The 16,085-nt window shown below is 58.8% G+C and carries 17 protein-coding genes; 6 read left to right on the forward strand and 11 right to left on the reverse strand.

Annotated elements, in window-relative coordinates:
- Positions 1–6: 6 nt before the first annotated feature.
- On the forward strand, positions 7–1,278 hold the full coding sequence (locus tag IEW09_RS02965; RefSeq protein WP_188552640.1) for an RNA polymerase sigma factor: 1,272 nt from the start codon (positions 7–9) through the stop codon (positions 1,276–1,278).
- A gap of 2 nt (positions 1,279–1,280) precedes the next feature.
- Here IEW09_RS02965 and IEW09_RS02970 read toward each other — a convergent pair whose 3' ends face one another.
- The 7 genes from IEW09_RS02970 to pdxR form a co-directional block, all read right to left on the reverse strand.
- Positions 1,281–2,513: an MFS transporter gene (locus tag IEW09_RS02970; protein ID WP_188552641.1), complete on the reverse strand. Its 1,233-nt coding sequence runs from the start codon at positions 2,511–2,513 to the stop codon at positions 1,281–1,283.
- Complete coding sequence (locus tag IEW09_RS02975) at positions 2,510–2,839, reverse strand: hypothetical protein (RefSeq protein ID WP_188552642.1); 330 nt, start codon at positions 2,837–2,839, stop codon at positions 2,510–2,512. The genes IEW09_RS02970 and IEW09_RS02975 overlap by 4 nt, the downstream gene beginning before the upstream one ends.
- Before the next feature lie 19 nt (positions 2,840–2,858).
- Entirely contained in the window at positions 2,859–3,419 is a 561-nt protein-coding gene (locus IEW09_RS02980; RefSeq protein WP_188552643.1) for an isochorismatase family protein, read from the reverse strand.
- A 53-nt stretch (positions 3,420–3,472) separates the two neighbouring features.
- Positions 3,473–3,925, reverse strand: coding sequence for a MarR family winged helix-turn-helix transcriptional regulator (locus tag IEW09_RS02985; RefSeq protein WP_188552644.1), 453 nt, complete (start codon positions 3,923–3,925; stop codon positions 3,473–3,475).
- Between the two features lie 217 nt (positions 3,926–4,142).
- The gene (locus IEW09_RS02990; protein WP_188552645.1) at positions 4,143–5,840 is read right to left on the reverse strand and encodes a hypothetical protein; all 1,698 of its coding nucleotides are present in this window, start codon (positions 5,838–5,840) and stop codon (positions 4,143–4,145) included.
- A gap of 134 nt (positions 5,841–5,974) precedes the next feature.
- Positions 5,975–6,676 (reverse strand): PEP-CTERM sorting domain-containing protein, encoded by a 702-nt coding sequence (locus IEW09_RS02995; RefSeq protein ID WP_188552646.1) that lies wholly within the window; start codon positions 6,674–6,676, stop codon positions 5,975–5,977.
- A gap of 122 nt (positions 6,677–6,798) precedes the next feature.
- Positions 6,799–8,253 (reverse strand): MocR-like pyridoxine biosynthesis transcription factor PdxR, encoded by a 1,455-nt coding sequence (pdxR, locus tag IEW09_RS03000; RefSeq protein ID WP_188552647.1) that lies wholly within the window; start codon positions 8,251–8,253, stop codon positions 6,799–6,801.
- Between the two features lie 141 nt (positions 8,254–8,394).
- Here pdxR and IEW09_RS03005 point away from each other — a divergent pair, with 141 nt between their 5' ends.
- A complete protein-coding gene (locus IEW09_RS03005; protein ID WP_229739045.1) occupies positions 8,395–9,225 on the forward strand; it encodes a hypothetical protein in 831 nt (276 codons plus the stop codon).
- Between the two features lie 66 nt (positions 9,226–9,291).
- On the opposite strand, the gene IEW09_RS03010 is transcribed toward IEW09_RS03005, so the two are convergent.
- Both IEW09_RS03010 and IEW09_RS03015 read right to left on the reverse strand, forming a co-directional pair.
- On the reverse strand, positions 9,292–10,212 hold the full coding sequence (locus IEW09_RS03010; RefSeq protein ID WP_229739046.1) for an RNA polymerase sigma-70 factor: 921 nt from the start codon (positions 10,210–10,212) through the stop codon (positions 9,292–9,294).
- Between the two features lie 56 nt (positions 10,213–10,268).
- Entirely contained in the window at positions 10,269–10,508 is a 240-nt protein-coding gene (locus tag IEW09_RS03015; RefSeq protein WP_188552650.1) for a hypothetical protein, read from the reverse strand.
- A 183-nt stretch (positions 10,509–10,691) separates the two neighbouring features.
- On the opposite strand from IEW09_RS03015, the gene IEW09_RS03020 reads away from it, so the two are divergent.
- From IEW09_RS03020 to IEW09_RS03030, 3 genes are all read left to right on the forward strand, one after another.
- The gene (locus IEW09_RS03020) at positions 10,692–11,492 is read left to right on the forward strand and encodes an SDR family oxidoreductase (protein ID WP_188552651.1); all 801 of its coding nucleotides are present in this window, start codon (positions 10,692–10,694) and stop codon (positions 11,490–11,492) included.
- 74 nt (positions 11,493–11,566) lie between these two features.
- Complete coding sequence (locus IEW09_RS03025; protein ID WP_188552652.1) at positions 11,567–11,956, forward strand: cupin domain-containing protein; 390 nt, start codon at positions 11,567–11,569, stop codon at positions 11,954–11,956.
- Between the two features lie 92 nt (positions 11,957–12,048).
- Complete coding sequence (locus tag IEW09_RS03030) at positions 12,049–13,590, forward strand: MFS transporter (protein ID WP_188552653.1); 1,542 nt, start codon at positions 12,049–12,051, stop codon at positions 13,588–13,590.
- A 37-nt stretch (positions 13,591–13,627) separates the two neighbouring features.
- Here IEW09_RS03030 and IEW09_RS03035 read toward each other — a convergent pair whose 3' ends face one another.
- The gene (locus IEW09_RS03035) at positions 13,628–14,593 is read right to left on the reverse strand and encodes a GlxA family transcriptional regulator (RefSeq protein WP_188552654.1); all 966 of its coding nucleotides are present in this window, start codon (positions 14,591–14,593) and stop codon (positions 13,628–13,630) included.
- 107 nt (positions 14,594–14,700) lie between these two features.
- Here IEW09_RS03035 and IEW09_RS03040 point away from each other — a divergent pair, with 107 nt between their 5' ends.
- Positions 14,701–14,991, forward strand: a complete 291-nt coding sequence (locus IEW09_RS03040) for a YciI family protein (RefSeq protein ID WP_188552655.1) — start codon at positions 14,701–14,703, stop codon at positions 14,989–14,991.
- Positions 14,992–15,050: 59 nt separating this feature from the next.
- On the opposite strand, the gene IEW09_RS03045 is transcribed toward IEW09_RS03040, so the two are convergent.
- Positions 15,051–16,034 (reverse strand): aldo/keto reductase, encoded by a 984-nt coding sequence (locus IEW09_RS03045; RefSeq protein ID WP_188552656.1) that lies wholly within the window; start codon positions 16,032–16,034, stop codon positions 15,051–15,053.
- Positions 16,035–16,085 lie beyond the last annotated feature (51 nt).

Genomic DNA, 16,085 nt, shown 5'->3' on the forward strand with positions numbered 1-16,085 from the left:
TTTGCGATGCAAGAGTCAGGCAGTCCCGCGTTGCTGGAGCATCTTTTCCGTCGCGAGTCCGGACGGATTGTTGCCTGGCTGGCAGGGCTGCTTGGTTCGGCACATCTGCAACTGGCGGAGGATGCGGCACAGGAGGCGATGCTGCGGGCGGCGCAGACGTGGGCGTTCGAGGGGATTCCGCCAAAGCCTGAGGCGTGGCTGTTTCGCACGGCGCACAACTATGCGATCTCGTCGGTGCGGCGGGGCGTTGTCTTCAGCAGCAAGGCCGATGCGCTGGTTGCCGCGCTTGAGACGGTGAGCCAGCCTGTGTTGGATCTCGATGCGGAGCAGAGCCTGCGTGACGATGAGTTGTGCATGGTGTTTATGTGCTGTCATCCAAAACTCGCTCCGGATGCGCAGGTGGCGCTGAGCTTGAAGCTGGTTGGAGGGTTCAGCACGGAGGAGATTGCGCGCATCTTTTTCTCTGAGCCGAGTACGATTGCGCAGCGTCTGGTGAGAGCGAAGCGATTGATTCGCGAACAAAATCTGACGCTGGCGATGCCTGCGAAGGCCCATTTGGAGGAGAGACTCAGCTCGGTGCTGAAGGTGATTTACCTGATGTTTAGCGGAGGCTACGCTGCACACTCGGGCGAAGATCTTATTCGCGGCGATGTCTGCCTGGAGGCTTTGAGGCTGGGACGGCTGGTGGCGTCTTCTTCGATGGGCGCACCGCGTGTAGATGCGCTGGTCGCCTTGATGGCATTGCAGGCAGCACGTTTGCCGGCACGGACGGACGTTGCCGGAGATCTTGTTTTGCTGGAAGAGCAGGACCGCAGGCTGTGGGATGAGAGCCTGATCGCGCTTGGATTTACTTACTTCGACCGGTCGATTGCAGGAGACGAGATCTCGGAGTGGCACGTTCAGGCGGCGATTGCAGCTACGTATGCGAGCGCGGCAAGCTCGGCAGAGATCGATTGGGCCGCGATCCTCGAGCACTATGACCAGTTGATGGAGATGACGGACTCGCCGGTGGTCGCGCTGAATCGCGCAGTGGTGGTGATGAAGGTACACGGCGCAGAGGCGTCTCTGGCTGCGCTGATACCTCTGCAGGGAAAGAGCGCTTTGCGGAAGTATCATCTGCTGCCCGCAGTGCGCGGCCATGTGCTGGCGGCATTGGGTCGTCTGGATGAGGCGAAGGCAGCGTTTTCGGCAGCGCTGGAGTGCGATTGTACGTTGCCGGAGAAGCGCTTTTTACAGCGGCAACTGGCGATGGTTTCGATACAACTTCATGGCTCGTAGTGTCACTGAGTTAAGAGTGCTTCTTTTTGGCGGCGGGTGAGAACGCAGGCTGCGGCGAGGGCGGCGGCGAAGCCTGCTGCGGCTCCGACGCCGAGTGCCCAGCGGGGGCCGAAGTGGTTGGCGATCCAGCCGAGGATCGGTGCGCCGATGGGGGTTCCGCCGAGTGCGATGCCGACGCGCAGGGCCATGACTCTGCCGCGCATTGCGGGTTCGGTGGAGAGCTGCATGATGCTGTTGGTGCCGTTGGTGAAGGTGAGCGCGGCGGCGCCGATGACGACGAGCGCGGCACCGAACCACCAGTATCCGGGGGCGATGGCGGCGAGGGTGCAGCCGATGCCGAAGACGGCGGCTCCTGCGAGAAGCGATGCGAGGCCCGGCCGTTGGCGGCCTGCGGCGAAGAGGGCTCCTGAGAGCGTGCCTACGGCCATGATGGAGGAGAGCAGGCCGAAGCCGCGGGCGTCGGAGTGGAAGACGTTGACGGCCATGGTGGAGATGAAGATGGGGAAGTTGAGGCCGAAGGTGCCGATGAGAAAGAGCATGATGAGGATTGCTCTGAGGTCGGGTTTACTCCAGACGTAACGAAGGCCATCCATGAATCCGGATGCGCTGCGGTGCGCACGGGCGCTGGTGCGTAGTTCGGAGAGGCGGAAGAGGGAGAGCGAGAGGAGAACGGCTGCGAAGGAGAATCCGTTGAGAAGGAAGGCCCAGCCGATGCCGACCTTTGCGATGAGCAGACCGGCGACGGCAGGGCCGATCATCTGGGCGGCGTTGAACGAGGTTGAGTTTAAGGCGACGGCGTTGGGGAGATCGGCATCGCCGACCATCTCTGCAACGAAGGTTTGCCGGACGGGTGCATCGAGCGCAGCGGCGGAGCCGGAGAGGAAGGCGAAGAGGTACACGTGCCAGAGGCGAACGACGCCTGCGATGGTGAGGGCTCCGAGCACGAGCGCGAGTGCGCCCATCGTTGCCTGGGTGAGCATGAGGAGCTTGCGCTGGTTGAGGCGGTCGGCGGCTGATCCCGTCCAGGGAAGGAAGAGAAGTTGCGGAGCGAACTGGAGGGCCATCACGATGCCCAGCGCTGAGGCATCGTGGTGAGTGAGCTGCGTGAGGACGAGCCAGTCCTGCGCGACGCGCTGCATCCACGTGCCGATGTTGGAGACGAGGCTGCCCGCGGTCCACAGGCGGAAGTTGAAGCTGCGGAGGGAGCGGAAGGTGCCGGAGAGTGGCCTCGTCATGCGCCCGACGGTGTGTTGCCCCCGTGGAACTGGCCGAAGTGATGCGCGTGGTTGAGGCTGATGAGCAGCGCGCCGAGGCCGAGCGCAAGGATGTGGCTTGTTGTGCGCGGATGAAAGTCACCGACGCGTGCGAGCAGTAGATAGGCGACGAGCGCGTTGAAGAATCCCCAGACGACGTTGACGGTGGAAGAGGAGAGCCCTTTGCCGGGCGGTTTGGCGAAGGGGCTTTGGAAGGGACGTCCCATGGTGCCGGCGGCGAGATGCGGAACGGCGTTTGCCGCGAAGAGGCCGCCGAAGAAGTAGGCGATAAGCCAGGGCCAGTGCATGATTCCTGCTTCTTTCTTTTTAGAGTTTTTCGAGCAGCGAGATGATTTCGTTTGTCGATCCTGTTTCGCCGAGGCGAGGAAAGACGTGGCTGATGCTGTAGTGGTGCGCTTCTTCGCGGAGGTCGGTCATGGCGTCGGTAGCGAGAGTTACGTTGAATCCCTGCTCGTAGGCCTGGCGGGCGGTTGCCTCGACGCCGGTGGCTGTGGCTACTCCGGTGATGACAACCTGAGTAACGCCGCGTGTCTTGAGCTGGTGTTCGAGGTCGGTGGTTGCGAATGCACCCCAGCTTCGCTTGGTGACGGTGATGTCGCCGGGTTGCTGATCGAGCTGCGGCAGAAGGTCGGTCCATCCTTCGGAGAAGGATGCGGTGCTGCGCGGGGCCTGCTCTGTTCGTCCGGGTGCGCGTCCGGCAACGTTGACGAGAACGACGGGAAGGTTCTTTGCGCGGAAGGTGTTGATGAGTGCGCGGGTGCGGTCGATGATGTCGGCGATGGGATGAATGAAGTCTCCGCTGACGATGCCTTTTTGCAGGTCGATGACGATCAATGCGGTGTTGGGGTCGAGAGTAGAAAGCTGCATGGTTTGTTTTCCCTGGAGATAAAGTTGGCGCTGTATGAGCGGGCGTTGTGGGCTTAGTCTTCAACGAGGCGCGTAAGCAGCTCGAGTGCGGTTTGGAGTTTTTCCTGCTCGTGCACGGATAACTTTTGAGAGATGGTGGTGGCGAGCCAGTCCTGCCGCGCGGCGCGGCCCTCCTGAAGCCACTTCAGGCATTTGGGCGTGAGAGACATTAGAGTCTGCCGTCCGTCGCTGGGATCAGGCGCGCCACGGACAAGGCCGGACTGCTGCAACGGCGCGACGATGGCGCTCATGGACTGCGGACGCATGCCTTCGAGTCGCGCAAGACTTGAGACTGTGGATGCGCCGTCCTTTTCGAGCCGAAGAATGACGGAGGCCTGCGACGGCGTCAGATCGTTGGCGCCACCATGCTCGCGCAGGCGCAGCTTGAGCTTGCGGTAGACGGCGCGGAGTTCCGTCGCAAGCGTACGAGTCAGTTCGGTTTGAGGAGAGGGCTTTCGGTTGCTCACAGGACCAATATCGCATATCTACAGTTAGACTGTAAAGTTTAGCTGTAGATATGCGTGGCGATGTCGGTGGAAAAAGAAAAGGCAGGCACGGAAGCAAGTCCGGCCTGCCTTTAATGAAAACTCCAGCTTAGGCAATTCCACTTCAAAAACAAATTGCTTTATCGCAGAAGTGGTTAATCGAAAGTTTTCTGACTTTTCCTTGGTGCGATCAGACTGGTTAGTACGACGTAACTGGAGTTCCCGGCGTGAACGAAACGCCGCGCAGGACCTCTCCGTTGGCAGCGTCGCGAAGATCCGTAAAGGTCTCATGAGCGGCAACCGCGGCGGAGGTATTGCTGAGTCTGTCTGTGATGAGGTAAAGCTTGTTGGGGTCGGCTCCCTGGTCTCCATTACCGCTAACGGTCGACGAGACAGCCCAGATGACGACGCTGTAACCCTGAATCCGATTACCTACGATCGTTCCAATGATATTGCGCAGGCCATCCGTCGCGGGTGCCCATGGAAGATTCGTGCCATCGGTACCGTTGTTGTATCCCGTGGGGAAACCTGCCACGGTGTACGGAGTGCCCAGATTCAACCCGGTTGTGAGAGTGTAAGCAAGCTGCCACGTCTGAGTGCTGGAGTTGAAAATCCACTTCTGCAGTCCGCCTGTGTTGGTCGGCCCGGCAGCGTCCGTGTAGCTGTTGCTATTGGGGTCGTATGTGTTGACGCCGTCACCTTCATCGGCCACATAGAGTGTCGTTGCATCGGCGAACCAGAGACCGAAGGGATAGGCAACAGGATTTGAGGTCTTGTTCGACACCGTGGGAAAGCCCGCGAGAATGCACATGTTGCTCTCCAGACCGGTGGCCGAGTTATACGTTGGTGCAAGGTTGGTAGTGGGTAGAGGTGCACCGGGGATCGGCAATCCAACGCCGGGAGTAGCGCTGCCGGCAGGGCACGCTTTGCCCGTCGTATCGACAAAATACACGGTGTTCACACCATTGCCTCCGCTGCCCTTCGTTACGTAAAGGACGTTGTTATAGAGGGTCATTCCGCGGAAGTTATCATCCTTACCTACCTTGTCCGCCGCATCGCCCAGTTGGGTAACGCTGAAGCTGGCCACCGGTGTTGGAAAACCGGGGGTCTGCGAGGACTCGCTTTGGTTCAGGATCGCCGGGATGATCTGAACGCCAGCGCCGTTGACGACTTGCTTGGGCTCTGGATTGCCGCCGTTACCGGCGTTGCCAACGGTATAGAAGAAGTTGTTGCCGTTGGTGTTGACGTACAGAGCGGAACGGCCATTGTTGCCGCTGTAGGCGTTGGTTTCAGTAAAGCTGAACTGGCCTTGTGCGTTCACCGTTGCGACAGCGCGATAGTAGGCTCCCGGTACGGGATTGGTTGGGTCGATGACTGCCGGGGTGTTGGCGTTTGAGACATCAATTGTGTTGAGCGGGGCCACATAATCCATAAAGGTCAGATAGCTGCCGTCGGTGGAAAGATGGAGCGACTCTTCCGACTTGGAGCTGAAGCTCGTTACGAGCTGATCGCCCGAAGTCGTAGAGCTGTTGGGAACCTGCATGCTGGTGATCAGGCTGCCGGTAGGCGTCATCACATCAAGAAAGATGGGAGAAGTGATGCCGAAGCTGGGATCGGAGACGGTGACGTTGTTGAAGACATATGGATACGTCCCATCAAGCGCCGCAGTGCCGCAGGTTACCTTGTTTTTGGAGTTGGGGACGCAGCCTGGAGGTAATGTCTGGCCGATCGTGACGGAGTCAGGGGTAGCGGAATAGACCGAGCGGCTGACGACGATGTTGCCGGGCGTGAAGGTCTGTGCGGACGCGGTGAGGCCAGTGGCCACGGCGCTCAACGCCAGAAGAGTCAGCGCGCGGCAGGTGATGGCGATTCGAGGTGAAGAGGTAAATCCGTTCATGAAGTGGCTCCTTACGAACCTGATGTATGGTTCCGCGTGCCTGCGCGGAAAGCCGATAAAGGTGCCGAGAAAGCGCGAGCCGTAGCCCGCAGCGCTCGGTGTGGTGTTAGCTCGATGTCAACTTTGGCCCGGATTTAGCTGGCGAAAACGGAACTTCCCAGTCGCTTCCTTCCAACCAACAATCCCAGACCAAGGATTCCCGTCAGCATCAAAACCACCGATCCCGGCTCCGGGACTGGTTGAACATTGATGTCGTCAACCATGACCGATCCGTTCTCCGAACCGATGGCAGGATCGCCGACAGATGTGAGGTCGAGGGTGGTGGAGGTGGAAGTTGCGACGAACTCGCCGGAATAGTCTGTGAACAGTGAGCTATTGCTCGTCATGCCGGGGAAGCCATTGTCTGCGATGCTGCTTGGAGTGCCGGCCACCGTCAATCCATTCGCTGTAAGCGAAAAGGTATTGGACGAATCGGCGTTGGCCCAGAAGTTCACCACATACGTCTGGCCCACCAGCGTGGAGAGCACCTGCGAAAGCGTGTTCGGCACGTAAGGATTTGCCAGGGTCAGATTGACCGAGTTGTTGCCGTCATAAACAAACGGATCCTGGGTATCGACGTAGATATTTCCCGCGGTGACGGTCCATGATCCACCATCGATGCTCTGCCCTGCATAGTAGATATTGCCGCCGCCTGCCGCCTCAAAGCCGCCATCGACAACAAGGTTGCTTGCATGTGCGGAAGCATCCAGGCTGAACATGGCGACGAGTGCAACCAGAAGCAGAGGAAGCGATGATTGTTTGAAACGAAATGTCGAGAAAACTGGCCTCAGATTCATTCTTAGTCCCTCTTTTAAGTGAATTGTCAATACCACCAAAGTGGAACATGTGTATATGGACCTGCTGATTAAACTCTCGAGAAATTTCTCGAGAGCGGTGCTATGCAAGTCTTTGCAAGTGGTTAGCTTAATGCCTTTGCGAGTCGAATGAGCCCCTGCCGTATCGCAAGTTCGTTGAATCCGCCAAAGCCGAGGAGCAATGCATTCGGATCAGGGCGTTTCAGGGTGCAGCGGTCGACGCCGAGAACCTCAATGCCTTGAGCCGCTGCCAACTTTTCTGCTTGTCGTGAAGTCATTCCATTCCTGAGGTAGCCGATGGTATAGAGGCCAGCCCTGACGTTCGAGATCTCAAGCAGTCCATCAAGATGTTGCGTGGTACCTTCCATGAGGATTGCGAGGCGCTCCGCGTACAGATTCCGCATTCTCCGCAGATGACGCGCCAAATGCCCATCAACGATGAAGTCGTGGAGCACCGCCTGATCAAAGGACGAATTACGGAAATCGGTTCGGTAACGGAAGCCGAGAAAGAAATCTACTAACGACGGGGGCAATACGACGTAGCCGACGCGCAAGGCCGGGAAGAGCGTCTTGCTGAATGATCCGATGAAGATAACGCTTGAGTGATGGTCGAGACTTTGCAGGGCAGGTAGAGGCGGGCCCTCAAACCTGTATTCGCTGTCATAGTCGTCTTCGATAATAAAAGCGCCGGTGCGTGAGGCCCAGCGAAGAAGGGCCATGCGCCGCTCGAGCGACATCGTTACGCCTAACGGGAATTGGTGAGCCGGTGTTACGTACGCGCCTTTCGCATCGGGACAGATTTTAATTCCGGCGGAGACGGACAGCCCTTCATCATCGACCGGTACAGGGATCGTCCTGGCTCCGGTATTGTCGAACGCGATCCTGGCCCCGAAGTATCCGGGGTCCTCCATCCATATCGGATCGCTCTTTTTCAAGAGCAGCCGTGCCAACAGGTCGAGCGCCTGTTGTATTCCGGAGACGATGACGATTTGTTCCGCAGTGCATCGTACCCCGCGCGAGGTGCGTAAATACTCGGCGATTGCATCGCGCAAGGGGCCATACCCGCCCCGGTCGGCCTCTTTCTTTAGCCATGTCCTGAAATTACGTGCCCGGTCTGCGGCAATACGTCCCCAGACCTCGGAGGGAAATTCGCTGATGGCTGGAACCCCAATTCGAAAGGGGCGGATCCCTTCAATAAAAGCCAGGTCGACCCAGGGTTGCGGCCGTTTATATGCCGAGATGACGCTGCGAATGTATGCCGGTGTTCTGGTTGTCTGGCGGGGCGGCCGGGGCGTCTCCACATGATTGACCCATGTACCGAATCCGACGCGGGAGGTGACATAGCCCTCGGCTTGTAAACGCTCGAGAACGCTGACGACGGTTCCCCGGGAGAGTTCGTACTGGCTGGCGAAGTCTCTGGACGCGGGCAGCCTGGCGCCGGGTGCGAGCCGACCGTCAAGGATGGCAGAGCGCAGTTCGCCGTATAACCAGTTGGTCAGGGTCTGATGGCGCGACCGGCTTTTGAGCGTGAGCTCGAATGAGCTAATGGCTTTTGGCATCTCAAATGGTCCAATAAATTTAGCGAAAATGGCTCTATTCGATGTACCACGGCTGCCATAGTATCAGTTCTGAAATTGAGAAGTGCATGGATTGTCATTGGGCTCCGGCTTCTCGCTGAGCGACTTATGGGAGATCAACAGATGAAAGCTGGAGTTTGGTTTTATGGCGTGGGCACCGTTCTCACCGGCATTCTGGATATCGCCTGGGGTGCATTCGATCCCTCTCATCAACCCATCCAAGCGCTGGGCAAGAATGTTCCTGGTCAACACATGCTGGCCTATGTCGCGGGTATCTGGCTGATTGCGGCGGGGCTTGCAATCCTGTGGCGGCGCAGCGCAAGGATTGGCGCCGTGGCATGCGGCATCATCTACTTGATTTTTGCGGCATTGTGGCTGCCTCGGTACTATGGCGGGATTCATGTGCTTGGCTGGCGACTCGATGTGATCATAGGTATCTCTTTCGGGTTTGCTCAACAGGTAATGCTGGCCGCTCCGGCAGCAATCATTTATGCGTCCACTACGTCGCCGGATTCCCGGTTGCAAAAGAGAGCAGCTGTCGTTGCACGCTGGATGTTGGGATTGCCTCCTGTCATCTTCGGCTTATTTCACCTTACGAGCATTCACCTCTTCGCGAGGATCGTTCCGCATTGGATGGGGTTTGGGATTTTTTGGGCTGGGCTGACCGGAGTCGCTTTCTTCCTGGCAGGGTGTGCAATTTGCTCGGGAGTTATGGATGTTCCGGCGGCCAGGCTTCTTGCGTTGATGCTGTTGCTGTTTGAAGGCCTTGTAGAGATACCTCCTATTTTTATTCGATCGCACAATCAGGCGACGTGGGGTGCTGCTGTCTACAACCTGGTTGCGATAGGGGCATGCTGGATATTCGCCGAGTTTCTCGTAAGCCGCGCAGATGCGGAACGAATCGATCCGGCGGAGAATGTCACCATGTCACGCGCCGATCCTATGGTTGCGTGATTCAGTTGCAATGATGGGTATGGTGTCTTTCTCTTCACGCGGCCCTGGGCTGCGAGGTAATCATCTCTACTTCGAGGCTGGAATGGCTGCGAGCTTGCTTGGCCTCAGAATCCACATGATCTGATCGATGCCCTTTTCGGAGGCGTCGATGGTTGCGAATGCGACGGGGACGCCGTCGCGCGAGATGAGGATTGATGCCTGGCCATTGGCTTCGATCTGTGTAAGCGTGATGCCGGTCCAGAAGTGCGAAGCGAAAGAGGCGATAAATTTGGCGACGCGCTGGCGGCCGGAGACGGGAGCGCGCGCGGCGGTACGCACGACGCCACCACCGTCGGAGTAAGAGACGACGTCTTCTGCGAAGAGGCCTTCGAGGGTGGCGAGGTCTCCCTTTTGCGCGGCGGCGATGAAGACGGTGAGGAGGCGTTGCCGCTCTGCGGAGCTGGCGGGAGTGCGACGTCCTTCGACGATGTGCTTGCGCGCGCGGGAGACGAGCTGACGGGCGTTTGCTTCTTCCATCTGCAGAATGTCCGCGATCTGGCGATAGGAGTAGTCGAAGGCCTCGCGCAGAACATAGGCGGCGCGTTCGGTGGGAGAGAGCTTTTCGAGCAGCAGCAGGATGGCGAACCCGAGTGCTTCGCTGCGCTCGGCGCCTAAGGATGGATCGCTGCTGGTGTCGACGGGTTCGGGGAGCCAGGGGCCGACGTAGCTCTCGCGGCGGGCGCGGGCGCTCTGCGCGAAGTTGATGCACATGCGTGTCGTTGTCGTGGCTAGGAATGCGGATGGGCTTTCGACTACGCTGCGATCGGTGGCCTGCCATCGCAGCCAGACATCCTGCACGATGTCTTCGGCCTCTGCGGCGCTGCCGAGCATGCGATAGGCGATGCCGAAGAGGCGTGGACGTGCTTCGGCAAAGGCGCTGAGGCCGTCGTCGTATGCGCTGGCCTCTGCACTCGACCGAACAGGCGGAGATGGTCTCTCTTCTGCCATTGCGATGGTCATAGTCTACCGTGCTCCATCGTGGCGGATCGAGAGTTAACGAAAGCTCAAATTGATCGGAGCATTGCTTCGACTATCTCTTGACTGAGTGGAGGATCGTCGCAGTTGCCGGTGCTCCGTGTTGCGATGGCTTGTTGTTCATTGATGCTCTCAGGTTGAGGTGGGCCTGAATTTGGATACAGATCGTCGCACTCCAGGATCAGGCGGAGTTCTTCTTCGGTCTCTTCGAGGTATATCTCTTCCTGGCTGGCCTGCTCTTCGTAGTAGTCGTCGTTGTATGTGTCCATCGCTGTGATCTCCCCTGTTGCTGCGCTTGTTCGCTAAGACCAGATGGCGCCGTGTTTTGTGACAGGTTTTGGAAAATTTCTTTTTTTGAGTGCTCGTGTCACAAATCTTCGCGCTGTTCGGTCTTAGCGGGTACAAGCGGCAGATACGACAGATGCCATTCAAAAGACGGAAGGGAGCAAATTATGAAAATCGTAGTGATCGGCGGTACTGGTCTTATCGGATCAAAGCTCGTCAACAAGCTTCGCGAGCACGGGCATGAGGCTGTGCCGGCTTCACCCAACACGGGTGTCAACACGCTTACGGGCGAGGGACTTGCGGAGGTGCTGAAGGGTGCATCCATTGTGGTGGATGTATCGAACTCTCCTTCATTCGAGGAGACGGCGGCGATGAACTTCTTCAACACCGCGACGCGCAACCTTATCCAGTACGGCAAGGCCGCGGGCGTGGGGCACTATGTCGCGCTGTCTGTTGTGGGCACCGACCGGCTTGCAGAAAAAAAGCCGTCGGATGCGGAGAAGACGATTCGCGGGTACTTTCGCGCGAAGCTGGCGCAGGAGAAGTTGATCGAGGAATCTTCGATTCCCTTTTCGATTGTTCATGCGACCCAGTTCTTCGAGTTCGTCAAAAGTATTGCGGATGTTTCGACTGTAGGCACGACGGTCCGAGTGGCGCCTGTGCTCATTCAGCCGATGGCGGCTGAGGATGTGGCCGCAGCGGTTGGACGGGTTGCGGTTGGCTCGCCTGTGAATGGAGTGGTCGAAGTGGGCGGGCCGCAGCAGTTCCGTTTGGACGAGTTCGTTCGACAGGGGCTTCGCGCTTACAACGATCCACGCACGGTGGTGGCGGACCCTGCCGCGGGCTACTTCGGTGTCGAGATCGATGAGAGCGCGCTTGTTCCGGGTAAAGATGCTCGGCTGGGCGAGACGCGCTTTGATGCGTGGCTTGCTGAGTCCGCGAAGTCTGCGGTGGGCGCAGCGCAATAGAGATGGAGGCCGGGTGCGGTGGGCCCGGCTTCTGTTTGAAAACAAGGAATAGAGAACAGCGAGGAGATGGAGCGATGAAGATTGCGAAGCTGGTGTTGTGTCTGGTGTTTCTGAGTCCGAGTTGGCTGATGGCGCAGCAGGCCAAGGTGACCGAGATCATGTCGAAAGATCTCTCAACGATTCCCGGTAAAGAGGGATTGATGATTACGGTTGTGTATCCGCCGGGCGCGTCTGACCCTGTGCATCGCCATAATGCATATGGATTTATCTATGTGCTGGAGGGCTCGATTGTGATGCAGGTGCGCGGCGGAAAGGAAGTGACGCTGACGCCGGGGCAGAGCTTTTATGAAGGCCCTGACGATGTCCACGTCGTTGGAAGGAACGCGAGCAAGACCATGCCGGCGAAGTTTGTGGTGTTCCTGGTGAAGGACAAAGGCGCGCCGGTGCTGATTCCCGTCAAGTGATGTTGATGACGGGGATTGGAGTTGCCTTGTATTCTGAGCGAGCCATGTACGCGGCGGACGGACATCCCTGATCGAGGGGCGAGATTCCACAGATGCAACATGACGGTTCGAACTCGCGGGCGGGCGAACGGACTGTGCTTGCGGTCACGATCCTGGGATCGAGCATGGCGTTTATCGACGGAACGGTCGTCAATGTTGCGCTTCCGGCGTTGCAGAATGCTTTGCACGCTTCGATCTCGGACGTGCAGTGGGTGGTCGAATCGTATGCCCTGATGCTGGCTGCGTTGTTGCTTGTGGGCGGTTCTCTCGGAGATATCTTCGGGCGACGCAAGATATACGTCATCGGCGTCAGCGTCTTTGCGGCTGCTTCTGCATGGTGCGGGCTGGCGCAGAACATCGACATGCTGATATTGGCGCGCTCGGTACAGGGGCTGGGCGCGGCTTTGCTGGTACCGGGAAGCCTTGCGTTGATCACGGCCTACTTTCCTGAAGAAAAGAGAGGGCATGCGATTGGAACGTGGTCCGGCTTCTCTGCGATCACTGCCGCCATCGGGCCGATCATCGGCGGCTGGCTGATTGAACACTCGACGTGGCGCTGGGTCTTCTTTCTGAATCTTCCGCTTGCGCTGGCGGTTGTTCTGCTGTCTGTCAAAGTGCCGGAGAGCCGCAACGAGCAGGCTTCGCATCGCCTCGACTGGCTGGGCGCGCTGCTGGTGACGCTGGGACTTGGCAGCGTGACGTATGCGTTGATCGAGTGGCCGACGCGCACGCACCATGATGTTGCTCTGATCGATGCTGCCGCGGTGTTGGGAGTGATGGCGTTGGCGGCATTTCTTGCCGTCGAACACTGGTCGCCTGCGCCGATGGTTTCGCTGAAGCTATTTTGCTCGCGAAACTTTGCCGGTGCGAACCTGCTGACGCTGTTTCTGTATGCGGCTCTCGGCGGGTTGATGTTCTTCTTTCCGATGGACCTGATCCAGATTCAACATTACACGGCTACGCAGGCTGGTGCGGCCTTTCTGCCTTTTGTCGCCATTATGTTTGGGCTGTCGCGTTGGGCAGGCGGGCTGGTTGCGCGGTATGGATCGCGATTGCCGCTTACTGTCGGCCCGCTGGTTGCGGCGTGCGGCTTCGTGCTGTTCGCGATTGCGCCGCAGAATGGGAGTTATTGGACGGCGTTCTTTCCGGCGGTCGTGGTGATGGGGTTTGGTATGACGATCAGCGTTGCGCCACTGACTACGACGGTGATGAACGCTATTCCGGAGTCGGAGTCGGGGCTGGGCTCGGGGGTGAACAACGCGGTCTCGCGGCTGGCCTCGCTGCTTGCCGTGGCGATCTTAGGGGTGGTCCTGGTTATGGTCTTCAATCGCTCGCTGGATCGGCAGCTCTCCCGGCTGAGCGTAAGCGCGAGTGTTCGCGCGCAGGTGGATGCGAACCGGTCGCTGCTTGCAGCGATTCATAGTGCTGACCCGATGGTTCAGGATGCGATTGCAAGATCATTTTTGAGCGGCTACCGCACTGTGATCTGGATAGCGGCCGGACTGGCGGCGTTGAGTGCGATGCTGGCGTGGCTGATTATCAGAAGAAAAGACCTCGCGATGAAGTGCGCCGATGGCAGCGCTTCGAGACCGTGAATGAGATGTCGCGCTTATGCCTGATTGGATGCTGAGATTATTGGAGTTCGGTGCGGATTTCGCGGACTCCGCGGCCTAGTCGCTGACGCAGTAGAGCGCGCAGCGTTGCGCCGTCGGCGTAGCCGACCTCGGCTGCGATGGCTTCGATGTCGTTGCCGCTGCCGCGCAGAAGCGATTGCGCGTGCTCGACGCGAAGGTCCTGGAAGTAGGCGAGGGGGGATTTGCCGAGCACGGCGTCGCAACGACGCTGGAGTGTGCGAGCGCTGGTCGCCAGTGCTTTTGCGGCTTCCTGTAGCGAGAAACCTTCGCGGAGGTGTTCTCTGGACCAGCGTTCGAAGCGCAGGATCAGGGGATCTGCCTGCGCGAGATGGTTGGGGATGATGTAAGGGGCCTGTGACGAACGGATATCGGCGAGCAGGTAGCGCGAGACGGTGCCTGCAAGCTCGGGACTGGCCTGGCGGATGAGCCACAATGCAAGATCGAGATGCCCCATCGCGGCCCCGGCGGTGGCGCCTATGCCGGTTGGCACCAGCATGCGCGACTCGTCGAGCTGGACGTGCGGATAGCGTTGTCGGAAGAAGGGAGCGAGCGACCATGTCGTCGTCGCCTCGCGATGATCGAGGAGGCCAGTTTCGGCGAGCAAAAAGGTGCCGATGCAGGCGGCGCCGATCTGTGCACCTTTCGCGTTCCACTTCAGCAAGTGAGACTTTGCTTCGTGCACGTCGGGGCGGTTGAGAGCAGATAGCAGCGTTGCGGGGGTTACAGCTTTGAGTGCGGGAACGATGACCCAGTCTGGCCTAAGGCTGGGCGTGATGGGATTTACGGGCACGGTGAGTCCCTGGCCTGTGCGGACCCTGCGCCGAACGCCGACAACGGTGAGGTTGAAGCGAGGCGTTCCACCGAAGAGTCTGGCAGAGAGGGCGTTGGCGGTGGAGAAGGCGTCGAGCGTTACGGTAAGTCCGGTGTCGAAGACTCCCTCAAGCGCGAGCACAACAATTCGCATGGCGTAATTGACCTCAAAGTTGACGTTTACGACTCTGCCATTTTACCGCGCCGGTGGCTAGATTAGTCATTGTCGGACATCGTGACGATGCGACAAGGAGACAACTCATGAAGGTGATGGCTATTGGAACAGTCGGCGCACCACTGACCCCGGAACAACGGCAGCAGGTTATGCCGAGGGAGGTGCCGCACACGCTCAAGCTCTATCTCGATGGCAAGATCGAACAGTTCTGGTTCAGGCCGGACACGGGGCCGGTCTTTCTGATGGATGTTGATTCGGTCGAAGAGGCCAGGGCGATTGTCGATGACATGCCGCTTGTCATCGACGGTTTGGCGAAGTATCAGTTCTGGCCAGTGGGGCCACTCGCACCGTTGGGGCTGTTGATTCAGGGCAAGTAGTTGAGGATGGAGGCGCCGGTGCAGGATCGGCCGGCGCTCTCCTGTTTTGCGATGGGAGGCTAACGGTTGATTGTTGCCTGGAACTGTGCGGGATAGCGAGCGCCTTGAATCTCGATTTCGGCGAGTGCGTCCCCGATGTTTTGCAGGTCCTCAGGTGAAAGCGTTACGTTGGCTGCTCCCACGTTTTCTTCGAGGCGGTGGAGCTTGGTGGTCCCGGGAATCGGCACAATCCAGGGCTTCTGAGCGAGCAACCACGCGAGTGCAATCTGAGCGCGGGTGACGTGCTTACTCTCTGCGATCTCTCCGAGTACATCGACGAGCTTTTGATTTGCCTTGCGAGCGTCGGCTGAGAAGCGCGGCACGATATTCCTAAAGTCGTTGCTGTCGAACTGCGTGTTCTCGTCGATCGCTCCTGTGAGGAAGCCTTTGCCCAGAGGGCTGAACGGCACGAAGCCGATTCCGAGCTCTTCAAGTGTCGGCAGAATCTCTTCTTCAGGCTCTCGCCACCAAAGCGAATATTCGCTTTGCAGCGCCGTTACAGGTTGCACGGCGTGGGCACGCCGAATCGTTCCGACGCCTGCTTCCGACATGCCAAAGTGTTTGACCTTGCCTGCTGCGATGAGTTCCTTCACGGCCCCGGCAACGTCTTCGATAGGCACATTGGGATCGACACGGTGTTGATAGAGCAGGTCGATGCGGTCGGTGCGCAGACGCTTGAGGGCGGCCTCAACATGAGAGCGGATGGTCTCGGGCCGGCTGTCCATACCGTTGGCGGGCTTGCCTTCTTTGAAGCCGAATTTCGTGGCGATCACGACCTGATCGCGGAAAGGCTCCAGAGCTTCGCCGACGAGGCTTTCGTTTGCGTACGGGCCGTATGCTTCAGCGGTATCGAAGAACGTTATGCCGCGTTCGACGGCGGCGCGGACCAGCGCGATGCCTGTCTTGTCATCGACCGCCGGGCCGAGCCCGAAGCTCAAGCCCATACAGCCGAGGCCCAGGGCAGAGACCTTCAGGCCGCTTTTTCCTAATTCACGTGTTTGCATGTCTGTTCTCCTTCGTATCGACTCGCGTCTAACGTCCGACATTGTTGAGTC

It is taken from the genome of Edaphobacter dinghuensis (genome assembly GCF_014640335.1).
Classification (GTDB): domain Bacteria; phylum Acidobacteriota; class Terriglobia; order Terriglobales; family Acidobacteriaceae; genus Edaphobacter; species Edaphobacter dinghuensis.